The organism is Nocardia sp. CDC159 (assembly GCF_023740735.1).
Classification (GTDB): domain Bacteria; phylum Actinomycetota; class Actinomycetes; order Mycobacteriales; family Mycobacteriaceae; genus Nocardia; species Nocardia pulmonis.
On sequence record NZ_JAMRXH010000021.1, the window covers coordinates 103,550 to 128,868 of the forward strand.

At 68.3% G+C, this 25,319-nt stretch carries 24 protein-coding genes; 11 read left to right on the forward strand and 13 right to left on the reverse strand.

The genetic code is table 11. The annotated features are described in order from the left end of the window. Window positions 1-2: 2 nt before the first annotated feature. From NDR87_RS32810 to NDR87_RS32845, 8 genes are all read right to left on the reverse strand, one after another. A complete protein-coding gene (locus NDR87_RS32810) occupies window positions 3-791 on the reverse strand; it encodes a tryptophan 2,3-dioxygenase (RefSeq protein WP_251917745.1) in 789 nt (262 codons plus the stop codon). Next, entirely contained in the window at window positions 788-1,999 is a 1,212-nt protein-coding gene (locus NDR87_RS32815) for an aminotransferase class V-fold PLP-dependent enzyme (protein ID WP_251917746.1), read from the reverse strand. The genes NDR87_RS32810 and NDR87_RS32815 overlap by 4 nt, the downstream gene beginning before the upstream one ends. Continuing rightward, window positions 1,996-2,826, reverse strand: a complete 831-nt coding sequence (locus tag NDR87_RS32820) for a PhzF family phenazine biosynthesis protein (RefSeq protein ID WP_251917747.1) — start codon at window positions 2,824-2,826, stop codon at window positions 1,996-1,998. Before NDR87_RS32820 ends, NDR87_RS32815 begins: the two co-directional genes overlap by 4 nt. Beyond that, window positions 2,817-3,707 carry an LLM class flavin-dependent oxidoreductase gene (locus tag NDR87_RS32825; RefSeq protein WP_251917748.1) on the reverse strand — a complete coding sequence of 297 codons (891 nt, stop codon included), beginning with the start codon at window positions 3,705-3,707 and terminating at the stop codon, window positions 2,817-2,819. The genes NDR87_RS32820 and NDR87_RS32825 overlap by 10 nt, the downstream gene beginning before the upstream one ends. Then, window positions 3,704-4,573 (reverse strand): L-tyrosine 3-hydroxylase, encoded by an 870-nt coding sequence (locus tag NDR87_RS32830; RefSeq protein ID WP_251917749.1) that lies wholly within the window; start codon window positions 4,571-4,573, stop codon window positions 3,704-3,706. The genes NDR87_RS32825 and NDR87_RS32830 overlap by 4 nt, the downstream gene beginning before the upstream one ends. Then, a complete protein-coding gene (locus tag NDR87_RS32835) occupies window positions 4,570-5,040 on the reverse strand; it encodes a VOC family protein (protein WP_251917750.1) in 471 nt (156 codons plus the stop codon). Before NDR87_RS32835 ends, NDR87_RS32830 begins: the two co-directional genes overlap by 4 nt. A 182-nt stretch (window positions 5,041-5,222) precedes the next feature. Continuing rightward, window positions 5,223-6,416 (reverse strand): MFS transporter, encoded by a 1,194-nt coding sequence (locus NDR87_RS32840; RefSeq protein ID WP_251917752.1) that lies wholly within the window; start codon window positions 6,414-6,416, stop codon window positions 5,223-5,225. Between the two features lie 6 nt (window positions 6,417-6,422). Continuing rightward, window positions 6,423-7,193 carry a VOC family protein gene (locus NDR87_RS32845; RefSeq protein WP_251917754.1) on the reverse strand — a complete coding sequence of 257 codons (771 nt, stop codon included), beginning with the start codon at window positions 7,191-7,193 and terminating at the stop codon, window positions 6,423-6,425. Between the two features lie 96 nt (window positions 7,194-7,289). Here NDR87_RS32845 and NDR87_RS32850 point away from each other — a divergent pair, with 96 nt between their 5' ends. The 8 genes from NDR87_RS32850 to asnB all read left to right on the forward strand — a co-directional run bounded on the left by NDR87_RS32850 (window position 7,290) and on the right by asnB (window position 17,809). Then, window positions 7,290-7,715 carry a MarR family winged helix-turn-helix transcriptional regulator gene (locus NDR87_RS32850; protein ID WP_251917756.1) on the forward strand — a complete coding sequence of 142 codons (426 nt, stop codon included), beginning with the start codon at window positions 7,290-7,292 and terminating at the stop codon, window positions 7,713-7,715. A 111-nt stretch (window positions 7,716-7,826) separates the two neighbouring features. After that, complete coding sequence (locus NDR87_RS32855) at window positions 7,827-9,269, forward strand: FAD-binding protein (protein WP_251917758.1); 1,443 nt, start codon at window positions 7,827-7,829, stop codon at window positions 9,267-9,269. A 12-nt stretch (window positions 9,270-9,281) separates the two neighbouring features. Next, on the forward strand, window positions 9,282-11,081 hold the full coding sequence (locus tag NDR87_RS32860) for a gamma-glutamyltransferase family protein (protein WP_251917759.1): 1,800 nt from the start codon (window positions 9,282-9,284) through the stop codon (window positions 11,079-11,081). A 39-nt stretch (window positions 11,082-11,120) separates the two neighbouring features. Then, window positions 11,121-12,191: a methyltransferase domain-containing protein gene (locus NDR87_RS32865; protein WP_251917761.1), complete on the forward strand. Its 1,071-nt coding sequence runs from the start codon at window positions 11,121-11,123 to the stop codon at window positions 12,189-12,191. After that, window positions 12,188-13,375: a cytochrome P450 gene (locus NDR87_RS32870; protein ID WP_251917762.1), complete on the forward strand. Its 1,188-nt coding sequence runs from the start codon at window positions 12,188-12,190 to the stop codon at window positions 13,373-13,375. The genes NDR87_RS32865 and NDR87_RS32870 overlap by 4 nt, the downstream gene beginning before the upstream one ends. Before the next feature lie 16 nt (window positions 13,376-13,391). Further along, entirely contained in the window at window positions 13,392-14,468 is a 1,077-nt protein-coding gene (locus NDR87_RS32875) for a zinc-dependent alcohol dehydrogenase family protein (RefSeq protein ID WP_251917764.1), read from the forward strand. Further along, window positions 14,465-15,916: an aldehyde dehydrogenase family protein gene (locus NDR87_RS32880; protein ID WP_251917765.1), complete on the forward strand. Its 1,452-nt coding sequence runs from the start codon at window positions 14,465-14,467 to the stop codon at window positions 15,914-15,916. Before NDR87_RS32875 ends, NDR87_RS32880 begins: the two co-directional genes overlap by 4 nt. Before the next feature lie 39 nt (window positions 15,917-15,955). Beyond that, window positions 15,956-17,809: an asparagine synthase (glutamine-hydrolyzing) gene (gene asnB / locus NDR87_RS32885; protein ID WP_251917766.1), complete on the forward strand. Its 1,854-nt coding sequence runs from the start codon at window positions 15,956-15,958 to the stop codon at window positions 17,807-17,809. Between the two features lie 11 nt (window positions 17,810-17,820). On the opposite strand, the gene NDR87_RS32890 is transcribed toward asnB, so the two are convergent. Further along, complete coding sequence (locus NDR87_RS32890; protein ID WP_251917767.1) at window positions 17,821-18,579, reverse strand: SigB/SigF/SigG family RNA polymerase sigma factor; 759 nt, start codon at window positions 18,577-18,579, stop codon at window positions 17,821-17,823. A 173-nt stretch (window positions 18,580-18,752) separates the two neighbouring features. Between NDR87_RS32890 and NDR87_RS32895 the strand changes: the two genes are divergently transcribed. Further along, on the forward strand, window positions 18,753-20,006 hold the full coding sequence (locus NDR87_RS32895) for a lipase family protein (RefSeq protein WP_251917768.1): 1,254 nt from the start codon (window positions 18,753-18,755) through the stop codon (window positions 20,004-20,006). Between the two features lie 98 nt (window positions 20,007-20,104). Here NDR87_RS32895 and NDR87_RS32900 read toward each other — a convergent pair whose 3' ends face one another. Beyond that, window positions 20,105-21,325 carry a cytochrome P450 gene (locus NDR87_RS32900; protein WP_251917769.1) on the reverse strand — a complete coding sequence of 407 codons (1,221 nt, stop codon included), beginning with the start codon at window positions 21,323-21,325 and terminating at the stop codon, window positions 20,105-20,107. A gap of 246 nt (window positions 21,326-21,571) precedes the next feature. On the opposite strand from NDR87_RS32900, the gene NDR87_RS32905 reads away from it, so the two are divergent. Continuing rightward, complete coding sequence (locus tag NDR87_RS32905; RefSeq protein ID WP_251917770.1) at window positions 21,572-22,360, forward strand: SDR family oxidoreductase; 789 nt, start codon at window positions 21,572-21,574, stop codon at window positions 22,358-22,360. 61 nt (window positions 22,361-22,421) lie between these two features. After that, a complete protein-coding gene (locus NDR87_RS32910; RefSeq protein WP_251917771.1) occupies window positions 22,422-23,441 on the forward strand; it encodes a GAF domain-containing protein in 1,020 nt (339 codons plus the stop codon). Between the two features lie 620 nt (window positions 23,442-24,061). Here the strand turns inward: NDR87_RS32910 and NDR87_RS32915 are convergent. From NDR87_RS32915 to NDR87_RS32925, 3 genes are all read right to left on the reverse strand, one after another. Next, window positions 24,062-24,688 carry a response regulator transcription factor gene (locus NDR87_RS32915; RefSeq protein WP_251917772.1) on the reverse strand — a complete coding sequence of 209 codons (627 nt, stop codon included), beginning with the start codon at window positions 24,686-24,688 and terminating at the stop codon, window positions 24,062-24,064. Continuing rightward, window positions 24,666-25,001 (reverse strand): cytochrome P450, encoded by a 336-nt coding sequence (locus NDR87_RS32920; RefSeq protein WP_251917774.1) that lies wholly within the window; start codon window positions 24,999-25,001, stop codon window positions 24,666-24,668. Before NDR87_RS32920 ends, NDR87_RS32915 begins: the two co-directional genes overlap by 23 nt. Window positions 25,002-25,108: 107 nt before the next feature. Then, on the reverse strand, window positions 25,109-25,319 hold a 211-nt coding region (locus NDR87_RS32925; RefSeq protein ID WP_251917776.1), incomplete at its 5' end, for a Scr1 family TA system antitoxin-like transcriptional regulator.

Below are 25,319 nucleotides of genomic sequence, written 5' to 3' on the forward strand. Positions count from 1 at the left end.
TCTCATAGCCGGGTGCGAAATGTCCACAGTTCCGGGAAGAATCGGTGTTCGTTGATGGCCCGCAGCCAGGCAGCGCCATCGGTTCCGGCCGTCCCGCTCTTGCCGCCGAGCATGCGTTCGACGACGAGCAGATGGGTGGCCCGCCAGCAGGAGAACTGATAGGCGACCTCGAGCAGGCATTCGGCCAGCCGGTGTGCCCGGCGGTGGCGGTCGGGGTGGCGGTAGATCTCCAACCACACGTCCTCGACGCGGGGGTCGGCCTCGTGCTGGCGGGTGGTCGGCCGCTCCAGGATCTCCTCTGGAACCGGAAAGCCTTGCCGGGCAAGGTATCCCAGCGTCACATCGTAGAGCGACGGCTTGGCCAGCTCGGCCCGCAGCCAGGGGTGGCCGCTGGTCCTGGCCTCCTCGACCTGGCGCTGCGGGCGGTTGCCCAGCAGAAACTCCAGATTGCGATACGCGAAGGACTGCACGCCCGAGGCGTCGTTGAGAACGTGCCGGAAGGCCACGAACTCGTCGACGGACATGCCGTTCATCGACTCCCAGCAGGCCACGAGCACGCGCTGGGTGCGCGTCGCTCGGGCCAGGGCCACGCACGCCGCGGCGACGTCGTCGCGTTGCAGTTCCTCGCGCGCCGCGTCCAGATCGTCGGTGACCGCGCGGAACAGCAGTTCCTTGACGTGGCTGAGCAGAATGAAATTCAGTTCGCCCCGCGCCTGGCTGCGCGGGCGCTGCAGCTGGTGGAGTTCGTCCATATGCGCGTAGGAGACGTATTCGTCGACGGTTCGGGTCATCGTGCTCCCTTCACGGCGTGGTCCAGGGCGTCGACCGCGTGCCACACCTGCTCGTGGGTCACATACAGCGGCGCGAAGGCCAGGCGGATCAGATCCGGCGGCCGCGAGTCGACGTGCACGCCCGCGGCGGCGAGTGCGGCCTCCACCGGCTCGGCCTCGGGAATCCGCAGCGCCAGATGGCCGCCGCGGCGATCCGGATCGCGCGGCGAGGCCAGTCGCCCGGCCAGATCCGGCGCGCGCTCGGCGAGGCATTCGAGGAAGAACTCCCCGAGTTCGCGGCCGCGCCGGTGCAGCGCCTCGATGCCCACCTCCACCAGCGGATCGAGCGCGTGGTCCAACGCGATGAGGCTGAGCACCGGCGGTGTACCCGTGCGTGCCCGATCGATACCGGGCGCGGGCTCGAATTCGGCCGTCATGGCGAACATTCGCGCGTGCCCGTGCCAGCCAGTCAGCGGGAGATCCAGCAGCGGCTGCAGCCGGGCGGGGACGTAGAGATAGGCCGGTGCGCCCGGGCCGCCGCCCAGATACTTGTATCCGCAGCCGATCGCGAGATCGACCTGGTGGGCGTCCAGATCGACCGGCAGCACGCCCGCGGCGTGGCTGAGGTCCCACACCGACAGGGCCCCGGCGGCCTGGCACCGCGCGGTGGTCGGGCCGATGTCGCGGCGCGCTCCGGTGCGGAAGTCGACGGGTGCGGCGAGGGCCGCCGCCACCCGTGCGCCGTGCCGGGCGAGGTAGGCGTCGAAACCGTCGCGCGAGCGCACGATCAGCTCGCGATCCAGCAGCCGCGCCACCGAGGCGGCGATGTACAGGTCGGTCGGGAAGGACTCGGCCTCGATGAGCAGAACCGGCCGGGTCGGTCGCAGGCGGCAGGCGGCGATCAGCGCGTTGAACAGCGTCGTCGACGTCGTCTCTCCGGCGACCACGACCTGGCCCGGCGCCGCGCCGAGCAGCGTCGCCAGCTTGTCTCCGATCGTGCGCGGCAGATCCAGCCAGCCCTCGCGGAACCAGCCCTGCACCTGCCGCGGCGCCCACTGATCCGAGACGACGCGGTCGAGCGCGCCGGTGAGACTGGCCCGCGGCGGACCCAGCGAGTTGCCGTTGAGGTGGATCGCGCCGTCGGTGATGTACTCGCGCGCGTATTTCGTCAGCGGATCGGCCTCGTCGCGCCGCCGTGCCTCCGCGCGCAGAGCCGAGCGAATCGTCATGTCCCACTCGCTTTCTCGTCGTCGGACCCGGGCACCCAGACCCGGCCGGTGATGCGCACACCCGCCTGACCGTCGCCGAGCGCGCCGGTGCAGTCGAACCGCGATTCGCTGCCGTGCCGGGTCACCTGGCGCACCGTCACCGCTGCCGACCGCTCCCCGGCCGCGCGCAGTGCGGCGAGGGCCAGTGCGGCGGCCGCGGGCAGGCATCCGGCGTCCTCCGGGATGCCGAAGCCCGGGGCGAACACCCGCGCCAGCACCTCCCGGCGATCCGGATCCCAGCGGAAGAAGGTGAGGTCGGTCAGGCCGACCTCCCGCATTCGCTCGAGATCCGGGACGGGCAGCGCGCGCGGATCCTCGCTGATGCGCACGAAGTTGAACGCGCGCCCGACACCGCCCGCGTGCGCCGCACCGGAATAGGGGCCGAACAGCGTGGGATCGTGCGGAATCGGCTGGTGCACAGCGCGTCCCTCGAACGGCACCCGCACCTGGTGACCGTCGGTCCACAGGTGCTGACTGCACGTCGCGGCGATCCGCCCGACCTCACCCGGTGCGAGCAGGCCGGTGTGGACCAGGCAGGCCGCCGCGCCCGCCAGGGAGTGCGTCGCGAACGGCGTCTCGCCGTCGGCGTTGAAGATTCGCGAGGTGAAAGTCCCCTGCTCCCGGCAATATTCGCCGACCAGGACCGTCTCGTCCGAGGTGCTGCGCCGTGCGTACGCGGCGGCCTCCGCCGCGATACCTTCCCCGCACGGGCCCTCGGGGACCAGCACATCCACCGCGCTGCCCCGGCCGGGTGCGGCGCCGAACATGTCCACCGTCGTCACCCGCATCGCCGACCTGCCAAATGCTTCTCCGCGAATTCGACGACGACGCGCTCGTCGCCCTGATACGGCTGATCCGGCCGCGGCCAGTGCACGATCAGATCGGTGAACCCGATCGCGGCGAGCTCGGCGGTCGCGTCCTCGTACGCGGCAACCGATTTCGTTATTCCGCCCGCCGCCGCGTCGGCGACGAACACTCGGTGCAGTGTGCCCGGCTCGCGTCCGGCACGCTCGCAGGCGGCGTCCACGGCCCGCAGCTGCGCGCGCAGCACGGGCACGATCTCGGCCAGCGGGCGCATGCGAAAGTCGTTGGGCGGACCGGAGGTTATCCAGTACCGCGCGAACCGGGCGGCCAGCGCCATGCCGCGCGGTCCGGTCGCGGCCACCGCGAACGGCGGCCGGGCGCATTCGCCGCGCGGATGGAAGTTCACCCCGGAGGCGGTGTACCAGCGCGAGGACTGATTGACGCTGCCCTGGACGAGCACCGCGTCGAGCAGTTCGACGAAGGTCTCGAAGCGCTCGGCGCGCTCGCGGGCGCCGAGGTCCGGGCCGCCGAGGATGCTCGCGTCGTATCCCGGTGCGCCCGAACCCAATCCACAGATCAGCCGCCCGCCCGCGATATCGTCCACGGTGGCCAGTTCCTTGGCCAGTGCGACCGGATGGCGGAAGTTCGGGGTGGCCACCAGCAGGCCGAGTCCGAGCGAACTGGTGACGGTGGCGGCGGCGGTGAGGGTCGGTATCGCGCCGTGCCAGCGGCGATCGGCGAACCAGCGCCACATCAGATGGTCGTACGTCCACCCGTGGTGGTAGCCGAGCTGTTCGGCGGCGCGCCAGCGTTCGGCCGCGACCTTCCATTCGTGCTCGGGTAGCAGGGCGATGCCGTGTTTCATCGGCGCACATCCTCGAGACGCAGGGCCGACACCAACCGGGCCGCGCGATCGGTCACCCGCAGCACGCCGGTCACCAGCGGGCGCAGCACGGTCGACTGCTCGGGAACCACCGGGTAGTGGCGGCCTTCGACGCGGGGGTAGAGCCCGTTGTGCCGCAGATCCGCGGCGAGTTCGGTCAGGCGCGAATCCAGTTGTGCCACCAGCTCGGCGTGGCTCACCGGGCGGCGGACGGTCAGGAAGAAGTTGTCGTAGAGGTCCTCCTTCTCCCGGGACACGCTCACCCCGGGCGCCCCGGCGGACTGCTGCAGCAGCGAGCGCCCGTCCGGGACCAGATGGTCGGCGATGTGGTCGTGGGTCACCCCGTTGCGGGTGACCGCCTCGTCCAGCGCCGCGCACACCGGATCGCCCTGCCAGGGGAATCGACCGCGGAACAACCGGCGGATCGGCCGGTAGTCCGGGGCCCACGCCCCACTGAACGACGGATGCTGCAGGGCCATGCGCACCCGGGTGTGGGCGTGGTAGTGCTCGCGGGGAACCGTCGAGGAGTACAGCAGCATGGCGCTGTAGCCGTCGACGCAGGCGGCCAGGACGTCGAGTTCGCGCTCGTCCGGCACGCCGTCGGGATGCCGCCCGAGGATGTCGTGCATCGCCCGCCACAGCACGAACGAGATCTGATGACCCGCGATCCAGCGATACCAGAACAGCGGCTGCGCCTGGACCGGGCGGTCGCCGAGGATGTCGTACTCCGGGAGATCGCGCTGTTCGGCGGCGTCGCGATCCAGCTCGGGGGAGGGCGCGTAGGGCTGGCCCGTGCGCGGCATGAACAGCAGCCGCGTCAGCAGCACGGGAGGATGGTCGCTGCTCACGAGCCCTCCCCCGGGAAGTAGACGAATTCGAGTTCGAGCCCGTTGGGGTCCAGGACGTAGAGGCTCTGCATGCCGTCGTCGTCGGTCACGATGTCCGACGGTGGTTCGTCGCGGGCCCAGCGCAGCGCGGTCTGCTCGCGCGCCCGCAGCCACTGCTCCCGCAGTTGCACCAGGTGCTCGGGTCGGCGCACGGCGATGCCCACGTGCTGGAACTGGTAGTCGAGCGGATTCGGGCCGTCCTGGGTGTGTTCGGCCCGGTCGAAGACGTGGAACCGCACGTCCCCCTTCCTCAGCTCGACCAGCTTCTGGATTCCGGGTAGTCGCGCGTGGGTGAGCGAGGAGAAGCGATCCAGTGACCACTCCACCGTGGTGCCGAGGAATGCCTCGTACCACTTGATCGTCGCGTCCACGTCATCGGTCTGAATGGCGAGGTGGTGAAACCTCGGCGCGATGTCAAGCCCGTCCATCGGATGCCCTTCCGTCGGAATGCGCTCGTCGACTTCATGGTCGGCGCGCGAGCACGACAGGGGCAATCAGAGGATGCTCGAGAAAGTCTCAAGTTGTTGTCAGACAGTCATTGTCGCACCCGATACCGGCAACAAAAGACGCCGCAACCACTTTCGTGATTGCGGCGTCGAAAAGCGGGTATTCACACTCCCTTTCGGGCCTCCTGCGCGGGAATTTCGGCGGGCTCGCCGGGTCGGTCCCGAAGCCGCGGGGTGATATCGGGCAGCAGCGTGAGCAGTCCGCCCAGTGCCATTGCCGAGCCGATCCACAGCGGCGAGGCCAGGCCCAGTCCGGCGCTGATTCCCAATCCGCCCAGCCAGGGTCCGATGACCACGCCGATATTGATGGCCGAGCCGTTGACGGTATTGACCAGCGCACCCTCGTTGGATACCGACATCACCCGCGCGGCCATGGCCGGGTTGAGCGGCAATCCGATGAGGCCGAGCAGCACCGTCGCGACGATCGTGGGCGCCTTGTACTCCAGGGTGAGGGCGAACGCGGCGAAGATGAGTGCCACGGCGATCAGGCCGCCGATCAGGATGGGCAGCGTGTAGCGGTCGGCGAAGCGCCCGACGACCGCGTTGCCCACCACCGTGGCCACCCCGTACACCGCGAACAGCACCGGCACCGTCGACGCCGCGAAGTGGGTGCCGTCGGTGTAGATCGGTGACAGATAGGTGAATCCGGCGATGACCGAGCCGATGACGAGGGCATTGGTGGCATACGCACCCCACAGCCGCGGGTTGCGGAACGCGCCGGTCTCCGCGCGCAGGTCGAGGGTCTGCGCGCCGCCGCCGGACGGAACGACCGCCACGACCGCGGCCACGCAGACCAGGGCCAGCGCGTCGACGATCCAGAAGCTGGCGCGCCAGCCCCAGTGCTGTTCGATGAACGTGGCGACCGGCAGGCCGACCACCTGGGCGACCATGATGCCGCCGTACAGCACCGACATCGCCCGCCCGCGCCGCTCGGCCCCGACCAGACGGATACACACCGCGGCGGCCACGCCGAAGAAGGCCGAGGCGGCCAGCGCGGTCAGGATGCGCGCCACCACGAGCACCCAGTAGTCACGGGCCAGCGCACCGATCGTCTGGCCGACGACGAACACCGCCAGCAGCAGTATCAACGATCGCTTCTGCGCCACCCGCCACAGCCCGACGATCAGCAGCGGCCCACCCACGACCATGCCGAAGGCGAAGATCGACACCAGATAACCCACGGCGGCGATGGACACCCCGAGGTCACTGGAGATGCCGGGAATCAGCCCGGCGACCATGATTTCGGTGGTGTTGAGGCAGAACACGCCCAGCCCCAGCACATAGACGGCGAAGGGCATGCGGGCTCACCCGTCCGCGGGCCGGGCGAACGAACTCCACCGATTGCCGAACCGATCGGTGAACTGCCCGATGATCAGTCCGTTGCCGTCGGGGAACGGGCCCATCACCCGCTGCCCGCCCGCGCGTTCGCAGCGCTCGAGCAGATCGGGGACGTCGGCGACGAGCAGTCCGGGGATGGCGTAATCGGTCGGTGTGGGACCGGCGGACAGATCGACCATCCCGCCGATGGGTTCGCTCGCACCCTCGACCAGGATGTTGTAGTAGGCCACCCCCTCGGCGGCCTCGTCGCGCTCGTAGCGCCAGCCGAAGGCCTGCTCGTAGAACTTGCGCGAGGCGGCGAAGTCGGTCGTGCCGATCTCGAACCAGGCCAGGGAGTTCGGCGTCGGCGGCTGTGGGCCGGGTGCCGAATTCCGCTGTGCCGCAGGCGCGAACAGGCCGATCCGATTGCCCTGAGCATCGGTGACGATCGCGTGCAGATCGCCCGCCGGTGTCCGTGCCGGTGGCTCGACGACCGTGGCGCCCAGCGCCTCCAGGCGCGGGATCGTCGCCGTGAGATCGTCGCAGATCACGCTGATGCACAACGCATCTCGTCCGCCACGGCGCAGCGCACCCGTGGCGACGGCGGCATCGGGCGCGGTGATGGTGTGGTACTCGGAATCGAAAGCGGTGAACCGCCAATCGAAAAGGCTTCGATAGAACTGTTCGGCGAGTTCCGGCTCGGCGGTGGTGATTTCGAACCACCCCACGGTATTCGGTCGAAAGACCGCGGTGCTCATGACCACTCCCTCCCGTGTGGGTTACGAGTTGGTGTAGCGCGACCCACCCTAGACTAGTTTCCAATTGGAAATCAAGCGACGGGTGAGGAGTACCCAGTGTCCTTCGGGGATAACGACATCGAGAACGCACTGGCCTACCTGACCTGCGTCCTGGTGGCGCGGCGCACCCGCACCACACCCGAGCGGGTGACCTGGCAGCAGTACGACGTGCTCGAAATGCTGCGCCTGCACGGCCCGATGACCCCGTCGGCGCTGAGCGAATCGCTGCGGGTGTCGCGCCCGACAATGTCCAAGGCGCTGCGCGTGCTCAAGGATCGGCACCTGGTCGAGCAGGCCGCACTCGGCGCCGATCGGCGCGAGCAGACCACCTCGCTCACCGCGGCGGGTCGCGAATTCCTCGACCGCGCGGCGCAATGCAGGCGCGACAACGCCGATATCGCCGCGTCCGTGCTCAGTCCGGCCGAACGGCGCGTCTTCGCCGAACTGTGTGCCCGGGTGGCCGCCGCGCTGGGCTCGGATTGACGAGGTTCTGACACTATTTTGAAGATCTTTTGAATGTGCCCGCCACTCGGGCGCGGTTATGTTCGACGCAGGGGGAATGGCCGAAAGCCTTTGCGCCGAAAGGAGTTTTCCGTGTCCGCGATCGTGGGATTCGATCCGATCGCCCGCGCCTGGGTGAAAGACCCGGGGCCGGGGACGAATTCGTCGTTCGCCGCCGCACCCGCGCTGGCGGGCGAACTCCTGGTGGACGCGGCGGCGCGGCGGGCGGTCGCCACCGACCTGGGCAATATCACCGTCCGTGAGCCGGGCGCGGTGCTGCGGCCCCGCTCGGCGCAGGACATCGCCGCGATGATCCGCTTCTGCCGCACCTACGGCATCCCCGTGTCGACCCGCGGGCAGGCGCACACCACCCTCGGCCAGGGCCTCAGCGACGGGCTGGTCATCGAGAACCGGTATCTGAACCGCATTCACTCCCTCGGCCCGGACGTCGCCGAGGTCGACGCCGGAATTCACTGGAAGGATCTGGTAACCGCCGCATTCGAGCATTCGCCGCGGCTGACCCCGCCCGCGATCACCGGCTACACCTCGCTGACCGTGGGCGGCACGCTGTCGGTGGGCGGGCTCGGCGGCCTGGTGGGCGCGCTGCGCACCGGACTGCAGATCGATCACGTCCGCGAACTCGAGGTGGTCACCGGCACGGGAGAGATCGAGCGCTGCTCGCCGGAGCACCGGCGCGACCTGTTCGAGGCCGTGCTCGGCGGGCTCGGCCAGTTCGGCGTGATCACCAAGGCGGTCGTCGAACTCACGCCCGCGCGCGAACGTGCCCGCACCTACGTGCTGGAGTACACCGACAATGCCGCGTTCTTCCGCGATCTGCGCACGCTCATCGAGCGCCCGGCCATCGATCACGTCTACTGCGAGCTGTACGCGCCGCAATCGGAACCGACACACAAGCTCTACGCGACGGTCTTCTACGATCCGGCCACCCCGCCCGACGATGCGGTGGCCACCGCCGGGCTGAGCACCGAACCCGCCGTCGACGACACCACCTATCTGCACTACGTCTTCTCGATCGATCGGCTGGTCGACGGCATGCGCGAGACGGTGAACTGGGACCGGCTGCTCAAGCCGTGGTACGACGTGTGGCTGTCCGGATCGGTGGTCGAGGACTATGTGGCCGAGGTCCAATCCTCGCTCACCGCACGCGATATCGGGCCGTTCGGCATCAGCCTGCTGTATCCGCAGCGGCGCAGCCGCATCACCCGGCCGCTGCCGCCGCTGCCCGAGCCGGACGGCTCCGACTGGGTGTTCGTCCTGGACATCAACACCGTCTCCGAAACCGCCGATGCCGACCCGGCCTTCGTCGAGGAGATGCTCGACCGCAACGACCGCCTGCTCACCCAGGCCCGCAAGCAGTACGGGGCGGTGCTGTATCCGATCGGGTCGCTGCGCATGACCGGTGCGGACTGGCGCGCCCACTTCGGCGACCGATGGTCCGCGCTGTGCGAGGCGAAGAAGCGCTACGACCCCGGCGCGATTCTCACCCCCGGCCCCGGCATCTTCGACGACGAGTAAGGGAGTAGTCGCATGCTGCCCTCCAAACCCGAGCTGACCGGCACCATCGGCGCGGTGGCCAGCACCCACTGGCTCGCCTCGGCCGCGGGCATGAGAATGCTGGCCCGCGGCGGCAACGCCTTCGACGCCGCGGTCGCCGCGGGATTCGTTCTGCAGGTGGTGGAACCGCATTTCAACGGCCCGGGCGGCGATGTCTCGATCGTGGCGCGCCGAGCCCGGCGCGACGATGTGCAGGCGATCTGCGGGCAGGGCCCGATGCCCCGCGCGGCCGATATCGCGGCGTTCACCGATCTCGGACTGCGCGGCATCCCCGGCTCCGGTCTGCTGCCCGCCTGCGTTCCGGGCGCCTTCGGCGGCTGGATGCGGCTGCTCGCCGAATTCGGGACCCTGTCGCTGGCCGAGGTGCTGGAGCCGGCGATCGGCTACGCCGACAACGGCTTTCCGCTGCTTCCCGAGACCGCCCGCGCCATCGAGGTGCTCGCCCCGCTGTTCCGCGAGGAGTGGCACGGATCGGCCCGGACCTATCTGACCGGCGGCGTCGCCCCGGCCGCGGGCAGCCGGTTCCGCAATCCGGCGCTCGCCCATACCTATCAGCGTTTGATCAAGACGGCCGAATCCGCCTCGGCCGATCGCGAGGCGCAGATCCAGGCCGCACACGACGCCTTCTACCGAGGCTTCGTCGCCGAGGAGATCGCCGAATTCCTCGCCTCCGGGCCGATGCTGGACGCGACCGGCAGGCGACATCGCGCGCTGCTGACCGCCGACGATCTGGCCGCGTGGGAACCGACCGTCGAGACCGCGCCGAGCCTGCACTACGGGCCGTATCAGGTCTTCAAGCCGGGGCCGTGGTCGCAGGGGCCGGTCTTCCTGCAGCAACTCGCGCTGCTGGCGGGCTTCGACCTCGCCGCCATGGGGCCGGGCAGCGCCGACTATGTGCACACCGTGGTCGAATGCACCAAGCTCGCGATGGCCGACCGCGAGGCATGGTACGGCGATCCGACGTTCAGCGAGGTGCCGCTGGCGGGGCTGCTCGACGCGGACTACACCCGGGCCCGGCGGGCGCTGGTCGGGGCGCGGGCCGCGCTGACGCTGCGGCCCGGTGAACCCGGCGGGCGCGCCTCCTTCATCCCCGAACTGCCCACCATCGACTATCCGGACGCGGGCAGCGAGTGGATGTCCCAGCTGCGCAACGGACTTCCGACCATTCTCGCGGCCACCACGGCCAAGGCCGATACCTGCACAGTCACCGTCGTCGACCGGCACGGGAACATGGTGGCGGCCACCCCCAGCGGCGGCTGGCTGAAGAGTTCACCGGCCATCGGCGAGCTCGGCTTCGCACTGGGCACCCGTGGCCAATCCATGTATCTGCTGGAGGGACACCCGAATTCACTGGCGCCGGGCAAGCGGCCACGGACCACCCTGAGTCCGAGCGTGGTGCTGCGGGACGGCAAGCCGTTCGTGGCGTTCGGCACCCCGGGCGGCGATCGGCAGGACCAGTGGACCCTGCAGTTCTTCCTCAATGTCGCCGAATTCGGCCTGGACTTCCAGCGCGCCACCGAGACCACCGCCTTCCACACCGACCAGGTACCGGCGTCGTTCACCCCGCACGCCTTCCGGCCCGGGGTGCTGGTGGCGGAGGAGACCTGCGATCCCCGCACGGTCGCCGAACTCGAAAAGCGCGGCCACGAGGTCGAACTCGTGCCCGCCTACTCGCTGGGCCGGATCTGCGCGACCGGGTTCACCGACGACGGGGAGTTCGTGCGGGCGGCGGCGAGCCCCCGCGGCAGGCACGCCTACGCGGTGTGCGAATGACACCGGACGACAACGGCTCCGGAAAGGATTCGAGAATTCATGACGACGCTCACCACCACCACCGGTCCGGAAATCATCGAACTGACCGATGAGCGGCAGCGCCGCGAATGGCAGGCGTTCACGCTGTCGGACCTGCCCGAGATGATCAGCTCGATGCACGTCTGCCACGCCGTGCGGGCGCTGGCCGATACGCCGCTGCTGCAGCGGCTGCGGTCGGGGCCACGCCGACCGGCCGACGGTCTGCTCGACGGGCTCGACCCCGGCATCGGGCCCGGCTTCCTGAGTTACCTGGTGCACCGGGGCATTCTGGAGATCCGCGAGGGGGAGTACTTCCTCACCCGGCTCGGCGAATTCCTCACCACCGACGTCTCACTGGCCCGCCTCGGGGTCTATGTCGACGCCTACGGCGCGGTCACCAGCCGGATCGGCGATCTGCTCACCGGCAGGGCCGTGTACGGCAAGGACGTGATCCGCGACGGCGCGAAACTCGGCGCCCACTGCGACACCCTGTTCTCCTTCTTCCACTCCCCGGTGGTGCTGCGAGCCATGCAGGGCCGCGGTGTCCGGCGCATTCTCGACATCGGTTGTGGCGGTGGGCAATTGGTGATCGACGCCTGTGTGCGCGATCCCTCGCTCACCGGTATCGGCCTGGACATCAGTCCCGAGGCCATCGAGGTGGCGGGCGAACACGCCCGCAGGGCCGGGGTGGCCGACCGGGTGCAATTCGTCGTCGGCGATGCCTTCGCCCCCGAGACCTGGCCGGAGGTCTGCCGCGACGCCGACGGGTTGTGCATGATGAGCGCGTTGCACGAGCACTTCCGCAATGGCGAGCAGGCCGTCGTGGATCTGCTGGACGAGATCGCCGCGCGCTTCCCGCAGCTGAGGATCCTGCTGATCGGCGAGCCCGAGATCCGCTACGACCACCGCGAGAACGACGACGACTTCTTCCTGATCCACGTGCTGACCGGACAGGGCCTGCCGCGCGAGCGCACGGCCTGGTTCGAGGTGTTCGACAAGTCCGCCCTGACGCTGCGCCGGGTGTACACGCGCCCGGGGGCGGGGCCGCGCATGTGCTTCTACGATCTGGCGGCCGGGGGAGGTCCGTCGTGACCACGGCAGGTATTTCCGCGCCCGAGACCGATCTGGCCCTGTATTCCCCGGATGCGCTGCGCGAACCGTTCGAGCACTATCGGACGCTGCGCGATCTGGGGCCGGTGGTCCGGCTGACCGAATACGACCTGTACGGCATGTTCCGCTACGACGACGTGCGCGCGGCGCTGGTCGACTGGGAGCGGTTCAGCTCGGCGCAGGGCATCGCGATGAACGCCACCTGCAACGAGCTGTCGGAGGGCTCGATCCTCGGCATGGACCCGCCGCGGCATCGCACGGTGCGCAAGGTGCTCGACGACGCCCTGCGGCCCCGCTATGTCCGCGCGGTCGCCGGGGATATCGAGCGGCTGGCCGATCGGCTGGTCGACGATCTGATGCGGCGCGGTGAGTTCGACGGGGTCGCCGACTTCGCGTGCAAGCTGCCGGTGGATATCGTCATGGACCTCATCGGTTTTCCGCGCGACGAATACCGGACCGAACTGCTGGACTGGGCGCTGGGAGCGTTCAACTACATGGGTCCAGACAGCGAGTTGCAGCGGTCGACGTTTCCGGATGTGCAGGCGCTCATGCGGTATCTCGTCACCGAGGCCACGCCGGATCGGCTGCTGCCGGACAGCTTCGGTCAGATCGTCTGGGCCGCGGCCGATCGCGGGGAGATCACCGAGCCGGAGGCGCTGATGACCATGAGCGCCTATGCCTGCGCCGGGCTGGATACGACCATCGCCGGGATCGCCGCCACGCTGTGGCTGCTGGCCCGCGATCCCGAACAGTGGCAGGCCGTGCGGGAGGATCCGAAGCTCATCCCCGGCGCGTTCCTGGAGGGCGTGCGGATGGAGTCGCCGATCCAGTCCTTCTCCCGCGTCGCCACCTGCGATGTGGACGTCGACGGCGTGACCATTCCCGCGGGCGCGCGCGTGGTGCTGTCCTACGGCTCGGCCAATCGGGACGAGCGCCACTATCCCGATCCGGATCGCTTTCTGGTGCGGCGCAATCCGGTGGACACCCTCGGATTCGGCTCCGGCGTGCACCACTGTCCCGGGCGCGCGCTGTCCTCGATGGAGGCGCACGCGGTGTTCACCGCACTCGCCAAGCGGGCCAGCACGATCGAACTCGCGGGCGAGCCGACCCGCACCCCGAACAACATCACCCGCGGGCTGGACTCGCTGCCCGTCCGCATCCGCTGACGCCAGGAGGACCACCGTGCGAGCGGCACAGATCGTCGAGTACGGGGCACCGCTCGACATTCGCGAAATACCCGATCCCACACCGGAATCCGACGGCGTCGTGCTGGCGGTGCAGGCCGCGGGCATCTGCCGCAGCGATTGGCACGCCTGGATGGGCGACTGGGGCTGGCTGGGCGGACAGGTGGCGCTGCCGCGCACGCTGGGCCACGAACTGGTCGGCGAGGTGGTGGCCGTCGGTCCCGAGGTGCGGTCGGTGCGGATCGGCGACCGGGTCACCGTGCCGTTCCACCTGGCCTGCGGCACCTGCGGGCACTGCCGCGACGGGCGGGCCAATGTCTGCGACAACATGCAGGTACTGGGCTTCTGGCGCGACGGCGGCTACGCCGAATACGTGTCGATACCCACCGCCGACTTCAACTGCGTACCGGTGCCCGAGGGGCTCACGCCGGTGGCGGCCAGTGCGATCGGCTGCCGGTTCATGACGGCGTTCCATGCCGTGCTCGGCCAGGGCGAGGTCCGGCCCGGGGATCGGGTGGCCGTGCACGGCGTGGGCGGGGTGGGGCTGTCGGCGGTGCAGATCGCCAGTGCGGCAGGCGCATTCGTGGTCGCGGTGGACATCGATCCGGCGAAGCTGGCGCTGGCCAAGGAACAGGGCGCGGCGCACACCATCGATGCCGGTGCCGAACCGGACGTCCCGGCGGCGGTCCGCGAGGCCACCGACGGCGGCGCACATGTCTCGATCGACGCCCTGGGCGCCCGCGCGACCGTGCTGAATTCGATTCGCTGCCTGCGTAAGCGGGGGCGACACGTGCAGGTGGGCATGACCGGCGCGGCGGACGCGGGCGAGATCGCGCTGCCGATCGACGAGATCACCATCGCGGAGCTGAGTGTCGTTGGCTCGCACGGCAATCCGCATACCAGCTATCCGCGGTTGCTGTCTCTGGTGGCGTCGGGTCGGCTCGCGCCGCAGACCCTGGTGCAGCGCACCGTGGCGCTGGAGCAGGCGGGCGACGTGCTGGCCGCCATGAGCGATTTCACCACCGGTGGCGGCATCACCGTCATCGACCGCTTCGGAGGAGGTCAGGACTCGTGACCGTCTCGACCGCACCGCATCCGCTCTATATCGGCGGCCGGTTCGCCGCCGCCGCGAGCGGCCGCACCTTCACCACGATCGATCCGTCCACCGGCGAGCCCCTCGCCGAGGTCGCGTACGCGGGTCCCGAGGATGTGCGGGCGGCCGTCGCCGCCGCGCGGGCCGCGCTCGACGGACCGTGGGGCGCGATGCCCGCGGCCGAGCGCGGGCGGTTGCTGGCCCGGCTCGCCGATCTGATCGAGGACCATGCCGCCGAACTCGCCGAGCTCGAATCCCGCGACGGCGGCAAGCCGATCGCGGTCACCCGCACGCTCGATGTGCCGGCCGCCGCGGCGCAGTTCCGCTATTTCAGCGGCTGGCCCACCCGGATCGAGGGGGAGACGATTCCGGTATCGGTCCCGAATACGCTGTGCTACACCAGAAAAGAGCCGGTGGGAGTCTGCGCGCAGATCATTCCGTGGAACTTCGCGCTGTTGATGGCGGCCTGGAAGCTGGGTGCGGCGCTGGCCGCCGGATGTACGGTGGTGGTCAAACCGGCGGAGCAGACGCCGCTGACCACCCTGCGGCTGGCCGAGCTGATCGAGCGGGCCGGATTCCCGCCGGGCACGGTCAATGTGCTCACCGGCGACGGGGCGACCGGCGCCGCGCTGGTCGACGCGCCGGGTATCGACAAGATCGTCTTCACCGGCTCCACCGCGGTGGGGCGCGAGATCGGGGCGAAGGCGGGCCGCGCGCTCGAGCGGATGACGCTGGAGCTCGGGGGCAAGAGCCCGAACATCATCCTGCCCGACGCGGATCTGGAGGCGGCGATCACCGGGGCCTACCGCGGGATCTACTTCAATACCGGGCAGGCCTGCAATGCCGCGTCGCGGCTGTATGTGCACGAGAGTGTCTTCGACGAGGTGATCGAGGGAATTCTGGTGCGGGCCAACCAGGCTCGGGTCGGACCGGCATTGGATCCGGCGACCGAGTTCGGGCCGCTGATCTCGCTCGAGCAGTATCGGCGGGTGCGCGAGTACCTGCGCGACGGGATCGCCGCGGGTGCGACGTTGCGGGCCGGGGAGATTCCCGCGGCCGAGCCGCCGGGAGGCTATTTCCTGCGCCCCGCCCTGTTCACCGACGTGACCCCGGATATGCGGATCTGCCGGGAGGAGATCTTCGGGCCGGTGCTGGTGGCGGCGTCGTTCCGGGATGTCGACGAGGCGGTACGGCTGGCCAACGACACCGAATACGGCCTCGCCGCGGGGGTTTGGACGCGCGATCTCGGCCGGGCGCACACCCTCGCCGCCCGGCTGCGGGCCGGGTCGGTCTATGTGAACACCTGGGCGCCAGGCGATCCCGCCACCCCCTTCGGGGGGATCAAGGCGTCGGGGGTCGGCCGGGAGATGGGGCGGGCCGGAGTCGAGGCCTACCTCGAGGTGAAGTCCGTGTGGACCGCACTCGGGTGAGCGCCCGCCGCAACGTCGTTACCGAGGGAAGGACTTCGCATGTGTGGTATCGCCGGTTGGGTCGACTTCGCGCGCGATCTCACCGTCGAGCGGCCGATCGTTCGAAAAATGATGGACACCATGGCCTTACGCGGTCCCGACGACGAGGGGATGTGGGTGCGACCGCGGGTCGCGCTCGCACATCGGCGGCTGTCGGTGATCGACCTCGAGGGCGGCAGGCAGCCCATGCTCACCCCGGAGACGCTGCCCGACGGGACACCGGTGGCCGCGATCAGCTACAGCGGCGAGGTGTACAACTTCGCCGAACTCCGAGCCGAACTCGTCCTGCTGGGCCATCGGTTCGCCACCCGCAGCGATACCGAGGTGGTACTGCGGGCCTATCTGCAGTGGGGGCCGGAATTCGTGGGTCGGCTGAACGGGATGTTCGCCTTCGCGATCTGGGACAGCCGCAGCGAGGAGCTGCTGCTGTACCGGGATCGGCTGGGTATCAAACCGCTGTTCTACTATCCGATCGCCGACGGGCTGCTGTTCGGCTCGGAGCCGAAAGCCGTGCTCGCACATCCGGACAGCCGGGCCGTGCTGTCGCTGGAGGGGCTGCGCTATGCGCTGTCGTTCGTGCGCGTGCCCGGGCAGACGCCGCTGGAGGGGCTGTACGAGGTGCGGCCCGGACATGTGCTGCGGGTCCGCGACGGGCACCGGTTCGAGCAGAGGTACTGGGAACTGACCTCCCGGCCGCATACCGACGATGTGGACACCACCGTGGCCCGGGTGCGAGAACTGTTGACCGACATCGTCGCTCGGCAGCTGGTCGCCGATGTGCCGCTGTGCACGCTGCTGTCGGGCGGATTGGATTCCAGCGCGCTGACCGCGCTCGCGCAGCGCACGCTCGATTCGGATCGGATCCGCAGCTTCTCGGTGGACTTCGTGGGGCAGGTGGAGAACTTCGAACCGGAGCGGCTGCGAGAGGCGCCCGATACGCCGTTCGCGATGGAGCTGGTACGTCATGTCGGCACCGTCCATCGCGAAATCCTGCTGAACAACGCCGATCTCGTCGCCGCGGGGGTGCGGGAGGCGGTGCTGCGGGCCTGGGATCTGCCCTATGGCGACGGCGATCTGGGTCCCTCGCTGTATCTGCTGTTCCGGGCGGTCGCGCAGCAGTCGACCGTCGCCCTGTCCGGTGAGTCCGCCGACGAGGTGTTCGGCGGATATCTGTGGTTCCACGATCCGCGGGTCGTCGAGTCGGACACCTTTCCGTGGCACGCCATCGGGGATCGGCCGGTGGCCGAGCAGTCCACCGCCTTCCTCGATCCGGAGCTGGCCGCGAAGCTCGCGCTGCCGGAATATATTGCCGATCACTACCATTCGGCCCTGGCCGAGGTTCCGCAGCTCGCGGGGGAGTCCGGTCACGATCGGCGCATGCGCGCGATGAGCCACCTCAACCTGACCCGCTGGCTCCCGGTGATGCTCGATCGCAAGGACCGCCTGAGCATGGCCAACGGCATCGAGGTCCGCGTCCCGTTCTGCGATCATCGCCTCGTCGAATACGTCTTCAACGTGCCCTGGTCGATGAAGACCTTCGACGGGCGGGAGAAGAGCCTGCTGCGAGCGGCCACCAAAGACCTGCTCCCGCAATCGATCGTCGAGCGCCGCAAGGCGCCCTACCCGTCCACCCAGGATCCCGGCTACGACCGGGCGATGAAGCAGGTCCTCGGCAAGATCGTCGCCGAACCGACCTCCCCGGCGCTGCCGCTGTTCGACCTCGACGCCATCCAGAAGCATCTGGAGACGCCGGTGCGGAAGGCGGGTTCGATGCAGGACCGCGGGCTGGTGAACGAGACGCCGATCCGGTTGAACGAATGGCTGGACGCCTACGACGTGCGGCTGGCGTTGTGACGGGTAGGAATTCAGGCGGCGACCACGGCCTGGTCGTGCAGGCGGTCGATGATGCGCGACAGCAGCCGTGAGACGTGCATCTGCGAGACCCCGAGGCGTTCGGCGATCTGGGTCTGAGTGAGGGATTCGAAGTACCGCCAGTGCAGCAGCTCGCGTTCTTCGGCCGACAGCGCGGCGATCAGTGGCCGTGCCACCGAGGACCGCTCGACCAGGCGATAGCAGCGTTCCTCCTGCCCGATCCCCGCGCCGAGCGAGGTCGGCGGATCGTCGTCCAGCCGCAGCTGATCGATGGAATCGGTCCGAAAGGCGTTGTTGGCCATCAGGGCGAGCACGGTGGTGTCGACATCGAGATCGAGCTCACCGGCCAGCTCCCGAGGGGTCGGCGTTCGCCCCAGCCGCTGCAGCAACCGCTCGGTGGCCGCCCCCAGCCGCGTCTGCGCGTCCTTCACCGGCCGCGGCACCCGCACCGCCCACACCTGATCGCGAAAATGCCGCCGCACCTCGCCCATGATCGTGGGCACCGCGAACGACAGAAACGAGGTCCCCCGCCCCACCTCGAACCGATCCACCGCCAGCACCAGCCCCACCCGGGCAACCTGGCGTAGATCCTCCACCTGCTCCCCACGCCCCGAATACCGCTGGGCGATGTGATCGGCAAGCGGCAACCCGATCTCGATGATCCGGCTCCGAACGGCGTCCCGCTCCGGATCGGCCGCCGCCAACCCCGCACGCTTCTCGAACCAGGGCTCCAGACACTCGTAAGCTTCCACGGCGGATTCCTCCCGATCCATGTCCTTCCAATTGGTCTCACGACCAGTCTTACGAGCGGAGGCGTGCGTGCCATCGGGACGGAGGTCGTGGAAAGCGGGGACGAAAGTCCCTTCCTCCGGCGGTGAGCGACGTCACTCTAGAGAGATGGCAAATGTGTAGTTAATTTGGGTTGATGGCTCATCACAAGATGCTCGGCGGACTCGTCGTCGTCCTATCCGCGCTGGCAGTGGGCTTTTTACCCGCGATACGGATGGCGCACGCCGATCCGTCCGCCTTCGGCGATGTGGCGGTCGTGCCGGTCTCGGCTACGCCCGGTGAGCTCCTGCGGGCGGAGCCCATCACCGCGGTGCTCGATCCGGTGACGCGGGCGCCGCTGGATGTGCGGGCCTGGCGGATGCTGTATGTCAGCACCGATTCCCGCGGCAGGCGGGTGCCGGTGTCGGGCACGCTGGTGTTGCCGAACGCTCCATGGCCGGGACCCGGGGCGCGACCCCTGGTCGATTTCGGTTCCTCCGCACAGGGTTTGGGTCGGGAGTGTGCGACCTCGATCAATCTGCAGAACGGAATCGCTTACGAGACACCGGTGCTCGCGCCGTTCGTCGCGCGGGGCTGGGCCGTCGCGATCACCGATTGGATAGGTCTCGGCGCTCCCGGCGAGCACACCTATGTGAATCGCAACGATATGACCACCACCTTCGTCGACGCGGCCCGCGCGGCGCTGCGGGTGCCGGGGACCGATCTGGCGGCGAATGCGCCGGTCGGATTCGTCGGATCGTCGATGGGCGGCAACGCGGTGGCCGGCGCCGCCGAGCGCCCGGACTACTGGGCCGGGCTGAATGTGGTCGGCGGTGTCGCCGCGCAACCCATCACCGACGTGCTCGCGACGTTCGATCGGTTCCAGATGTACGACCTGCTGGGTTACGACACCGTGTATCAGATCGACGGATTCATCGCAGCACATCCGGAGTCGGCGGCCGCGCTGCGCGGAATCTTCAACGACCGGGGACGGCAGATCCTCGACGAAGCCCGTCAGCAGTGCCAGGCCGAAAGCTATCTCCGGTACGTGAGCGTGCCCTCGGGCTCGGTCACCGCCGACGGCCGCCCCCTGAAGGAGTACCTGCACCAGGAACCGCTGGCCTCGCTGTTCGCCGCGCAGAACCTCGGCACCGCGCCTCCGAGTTTCCCCACCGAGATCTGGCAATCGGCGGCCGACGACGCGATCCCCGCCCAACAGGGCCGCGACCTCGCGGCCAGTTGGTGCGCCCGCGGCGGAACCGTTGCCTACCAAGAGGTTCCGGGCCCACAGGTGCTACCGGGAGCGCTCGTCGCACACGCCCTGAGCACGGTGGCCGGCTGGGACGCCGGAATCGGTTACCTCGCAGATCGTTTCGCGGGCCGCCCGGCCCCGTCGACCTGCGGGGGGTGAGAATCCCCAGATGGACTACCATTCGTGGCCGCTCGGTCACGAGCGGTGCCCACCGCTGATTCTTGGCCCCCCGGTCGTCGAAGGGTGCGGTGGTTCCCTCAGCGGAGTATCACCGGCAGTGTTTCCAGACGTTGGAATTGGATGCTTCGGCGCCATCGCAGATTGTGGCGGTCGGTCGCGAGGGTGATGTCGGGGTATCTGGTCAGCAGTTGCGTGATAGCGACTCGTGCCTCGGTGCGGGCGAGTTGGGCTCCGAGGCAATAGTGGATGCCGTGCCCGAAAGGTAATGCCCGCCGGGGTTTTCGTGTGCTGTCGAAGGTTGCGGGGTTGTCGGTGGCGTGGGGGTCGTGCCCGGCCGCGAGGAGGGATACCATGATCCACTCCCCGGCGGCGATGTTCTGTTCACCGAGCGTCACCGGCTCGGCGGCGATCCGCAGCGTTGCCGTCGGCTGTGGTGGATCGATGCGGAGGGTTTCGTCGATGATGGCCTCGAGCGCTTGGGGATCGGTGCGCATTCTGTCCAGTTCGGCGGGGTTCTCGAGCAGGCCCAGCACGGTGTTGGCGATGAGGCTTGTCGTGGTTTCGTGGCCTGCGATGAGTAACAGGGCGATCGTGGATGTCGTCTCGTTCAGGCGTACCTGTCCGCGGTGCATCTCGTCGATGAGGGTGCTGAGCAGATCGTCGCGGCGGTGAAGTCTGCGGCTGGCGAGGCCGGTCAGTATCAGGCGACTGAAATCGAATGCAGCCCTGTTGAGTTCGTCGACACTGAAGGACAGCACATCGCCGAGGATTCGCGAGGACCGGCTGATGCGTACCGAATGACGCACCGGAATACCGAGGATCTCCGCGATGATCTGCACCGGTAGCGGAACGCACAGGGCCGCGACCAGGTCGACGGGCCGGGTCGGGTCCATATCGTCGACGAGCTTGTCGGCGATGGCGGTGATGCGCGGAATCCGCTCGGCCACGACGCGCGGCGTGAAGGGCTCGGCAACGACGCGGCGTAGGCGGTCGTGATCGGGTGGGTCGGTGGCGAGCATATGTGTGAGCATGTAGGAGCCGAGGGTGTGGGTGACCCGCTGCCGCACTGTGCGCGGCTCGCCGCTGCCGCGCAGGCCGACCATCGATCCTGGCGTCTTGATCAGGGCTGGATGAGTGAGTGCCGTCTTGGCCAGCTCGTAGTTCGTGATCACCCAGCCGGTAACTCGGTGCGGGGCGGTGAATCGGTGGATCGGGCCCTGCTGCGCGAGTTGGCGGACGAAGGCGGCGGGTGCTCGAAAGTAGCGGTCGTCGAACGTCACGTCCTGGACTGTCGTCACCTCCACGGTTTTACCACTGGTGGCCGGTGTCCGTAATGTGCGGGGTAATGCTCGGTCGTTCCGGAGCATGCTCAATCATCATGGCGGCCAACGCAGTTCATGCCGCTGCCAATGCCACTGGGGTGCGTGAAGTCCGGTGCTTGCCGTAGGCTGCGGCGCGTGAGTAGTCGCGGTTCGAGCGCTCGTGTCAGGACCATGTTCGGACGGTGGGCGAGGGGCACGGAGCCCGACTTCTATGCCGGGCGAGTGGTTGCCCTGACCGGCGCAGGGTCGGGGATCGGGCGCGGCCTGGCGATCGAGCTCAACCGCAGGGGAGCGCATCTGGCGTTGGCCGGTAGACATGAGGAGAACCTTCGCGAGACCCAGAAGTTGTGCGTGGCTCCCGGTGATACCGAGGTATTCCGGGTCGATGTCTGTGACCGCGCGGCAGTCGGCGCCTATGCGGCAGCCACCGTCGAGCGGTTCGGCCGCTGTGATGTGTTGTTGGCCAACGCGGGCATCCTGCACGTCGGCAGCGTCGAGTCGACCTCCCCGGCGGACTTCGACACGGTCATGGGGATCAACTTCGGCGGAATGGTCAACAGCGTCAAGGCTTTTCTGCCGCACCTGCTGACCACTGGTCGACCAGCTCGGATCGCCACTGTTTCGTCCGCGCTCGGGCTCGTCGGCGCGGCCGAGCATGCGCCGTACTGCGCCAGTAAATTCGCGATGCGAGGTTTCACCGAGAGCCTGCGCGCGGAGCTCGCCCGGACGAACGTCGCGGTAACCGCGGTCTACCCGGGAGGCGTTCGGACGCCGATCGCGCGGACCGCATTGCTGGCTCCGGACGTCGACCGAACCCAGGTCGTCACCCGATTCGAGGAACGAATCGCGCGAACCGATGCCGACAAGGCTGCCCACACGATACTCACCGGTGTCGAACAGGGCCGCGCTCAGGTTCTGATCGGTGCGGACGCCCGGCTGGCAGAGCTTGCCGCGCGCCTCGCGGGGCCCCACTTCGGCAAGATCGTCTCGCTCGCTTCGAAATTGGGATGAGTGTCGGCTCGACTGGCCACTGTTCTTCAAGGCAACAGCATTCGAAAAAAAGGGGGTGGCGGTGGCAACGAAATGGCTGCTGTTGGAGATGTTCGAGGACCGACGACCGAGCGTGATCGCGGTAGGCCGAAGTCCCAAGAAGTTTCTTCCACTCGAGCGCATCATCGGCCATCAACTCACGCTGTCGGAAGTTAAGGCGGCCATCACCGAAGTGGGCGCCACCCACCGCCGGGTCGACCGCATCTCCTCTGACGGCAGCCGTCGCACCGTGGCCGTGCCGCTGCCGATTTCGTCACGGCGGCTGCATGGCGTGATGGTGTGGTCCGGGCCGCCGAATGAGGCCTTACCGCCGCGCGATCGGGCGGGCGCCTGGTATTTCGACATCACCGCGGGCACTTCCACGCGAAGCGACGAGCTGCTGGATCTCATGGGCTACGCGCCGCAGGAGTACGACGCGGTTCGGGAACACTCGATCGCAGCCGTCTTCGCCGACCCGCTCACACCGAACTACAACGAGCAGGGCACGGCGCTGGCCCGGCTCGTGCGCGCCGAACGAGGCCAGGAAACCCAGCAGGTGTGGACCATTCGTCGTCCCGACGGCGAGCTCCGCGCGGGTCACTACTCCTGCCGCATGATCCACGAGCCGGGGTCCGACGGCAGCCCGCGACGGCTTCTGCGCGGTATCACGCACGACATCGGACCGGCCACCGAGACGCCCGTGGCGCCACCCCCGACCATTCTCGAGCACCGTGTCCTGGTGGCGTCGGCCGATGACGGCGAATACCGCGTCATCATGAACACTCGAACGCTGCAGATGCTGCGGTGGATGGGTCCGCCGATGCCGGGAATCGCATGGGAAGCGCTCGAAGGCGAACCGATGCCGGCAATCCATCCCGATGACATTGCCGTGGCACGCGCGATGTCCGACGGTCTCCGTGCGGGCCGCACGGCTGGCCGAGTTCGGGTTCGGGCACTCGATGGCAGCTGGATGGCATTGGACGCGAAGGCGGTGCTGATGCTGCTGGACCAGAGCACTACGGCCGCATTGGTCACGATCAGGCTCGCGGATCCGGTCACCTGACGTGCCATGCAATCCTGCCGATAGTTGGTTTCAGACCTAAGCGCGTGCTGCATGGGTTTGGCGGCTCAATCATGTTGGGGTAGAGCCGATTTCGCTTGATTAGGTTGCGTATCACCGGATCTTCGCACTACTCTCACTCACAGCGCGCCTGCCCATGATGGGGCGGGGTTCCTGTCGGCATCGACGATCGTGCCGCTTGAGCGTTCGAGGCCCCCTTGATCGCTGATATCGGGTCAGCGAAAAGGGTTGTTTTGACGTGGAAGCGAGTACGGTGGTCGGCAAGTCAGACATTCTCCTGTGGATTCCAGATCGGCAACCTGTGCGCCGACATGACGAAGTTCCTTCCGACTATGGTCCGCACCTCGGATAGCCGAGCTCCGACGCTCGGCACCTTCGAGTGGCGCACCGATCTGAATCGTGTGGAGGGGAGAGATCGGTGCGCCACTCGAAGGTGCTGCCAAAAGCCAACGGGCTCAATGCCAACGTCGCCGAGCTCGTCAACCAGTCCCGCCCTCTGGAAATGAAAGGCTCCCGATGACCCATGCATTGATCATCGGCGGTGGCATCGCTGGCCCCTCGACATCGATGGCCCTGCAAAAAGCGGGTATCTCATCGACCGTCTACGAGGCGTACCCCACCGGTGGTGACGACATCGGTGCCTTCCTGATGATCATGCACAACGGAATGGACGCACTGCGGGCGATCGAGGCAGACGAACCGGTCGTCGCCGCCTCGTTCCGCACCGACAACGCCGAATATCTCGACGGTGCGGGCCAGGTGTTCTCCAGCGGGCCATTCGGACCCACGGCCTGGGCTCGGCTGCAGATATCGAATTTCGTCATGACACGATGGAGGTGGGTCTTGACGGTACTTTCGCTGACTGTCAGACGGGTCGCGACCTCAGTGTTGGATATTCCGGTGCCCCCGAGCCGCAGCACCTCTATCTCGCGGGTCATCAGGGTCCCAAGGTCTGGGTGAGACTTTCGGTGGTTATTGATTCGGTCTGCGCATTCCTCGAACAGGCGGCGGCGCATCCGGATCAACGCGTCGTAGTCGAACCCGCCGCAGACGTCGACCTCGGCCCGCAGCTCATCCTGCAGCCCGGGAACCGAAGCGACGTAGTGCAGTGCGGTTGCCAGCATCGACGCGGTGGTTTCGTGACCGGCCACCAGAAAGGTGAGCACCTGGTCGCGGACATTGTCCGCGACCAGGAAGGCACTGGTCTCAGGGTCGACGGTGGTCAGCATCAGCCCCGAGCAGATCATTCGAATCGGCCCCCTGGGACTTGCGCTCGGCAACCAACGCATCCACATAACGACGGAGGCCGTCGATCTGGCTCCGAATGTGACGCGCCCGCAATGCGGTTCGTACCGGGCCGACTACCGGCAGGTCGTTGGCACGCCCGCTCATCCAGCTCAGAATCTCGGTGAACGCCTCGGCAAACCGCCGCGAAACACCTCCATCGACATCCCCGGCGTTGAGGAGACCGAGGTGGGAGAATCCGGCGCGGCCGATCACCTCCAGCGTGACGGCCGTCATAGCCTCGTGCACGTCGACCACACCCCCGCCGCGGCCGACCAGTCCGCGACCAGATCCTCGGCAACGCTGTCCGCGATTGAGTGGGCAAGGCTTTGCCGATCGGCTCGGGACGGTGCGCCGCGGCACGGTCAGAGCAGGTCGGCCTGCTCCCGCAGCAGCTCCCGCGAGCGCTCCTGCGTCTCGGCCTGCACCACCAGCCGCTCCATCACCCTGCGGTAGAGCTCCAGGTCGGCGCGGCGATCCAGATACAACGCACTGGTCAGCTGCTCCAGGTAGACGACGTCGGGAACCTCCGGATCGGCGAAGCGCAGCATGGTGAACGAACTGCCCGCCGCCGCG

Excerpts from the sequence above, each read along its gene's own strand:
- NDR87_RS32895 (WP_251917768.1), top strand. The coding sequence starts at position 18,753 with ATGGCTCATCACAAGATGCTCGGCGGACTCGTCGTCGTCCTATCCGCG.
- NDR87_RS32915 (WP_251917772.1), bottom strand. The coding sequence starts at position 24,688 with ATGCTGACCACCGTCGACCCTGAGACCAGTGCCTTCCTGGTCGCGGAC.
- NDR87_RS32810 (WP_251917745.1), bottom strand. The coding sequence starts at position 791 with ATGACCCGAACCGTCGACGAATACGTCTCCTACGCGCATATGGACGAA.
- NDR87_RS32815 (WP_251917746.1), bottom strand. The coding sequence starts at position 1,999 with ATGACGATTCGCTCGGCTCTGCGCGCGGAGGCACGGCGGCGCGACGAG.
- NDR87_RS32860 (WP_251917759.1), top strand. The coding sequence starts at position 9,282 with ATGCTGCCCTCCAAACCCGAGCTGACCGGCACCATCGGCGCGGTGGCC.
- NDR87_RS32835 (WP_251917750.1), bottom strand. The coding sequence starts at position 5,040 with ATGGACGGGCTTGACATCGCGCCGAGGTTTCACCACCTCGCCATTCAG.
- asnB (WP_251917766.1), top strand. The coding sequence starts at position 15,956 with ATGTGTGGTATCGCCGGTTGGGTCGACTTCGCGCGCGATCTCACCGTC.
- NDR87_RS32840 (WP_251917752.1), bottom strand. The coding sequence starts at position 6,416 with ATGCCCTTCGCCGTCTATGTGCTGGGGCTGGGCGTGTTCTGCCTCAAC.
- NDR87_RS32825 (WP_251917748.1), bottom strand. The coding sequence starts at position 3,707 with ATGAAACACGGCATCGCCCTGCTACCCGAGCACGAATGGAAGGTCGCG.
- NDR87_RS32865 (WP_251917761.1), top strand. The coding sequence starts at position 11,121 with ATGACGACGCTCACCACCACCACCGGTCCGGAAATCATCGAACTGACC.
- NDR87_RS32845 (WP_251917754.1), bottom strand. The coding sequence starts at position 7,193 with ATGAGCACCGCGGTCTTTCGACCGAATACCGTGGGGTGGTTCGAAATC.
- NDR87_RS32820 (WP_251917747.1), bottom strand. The coding sequence starts at position 2,826 with ATGCGGGTGACGACGGTGGACATGTTCGGCGCCGCACCCGGCCGGGGC.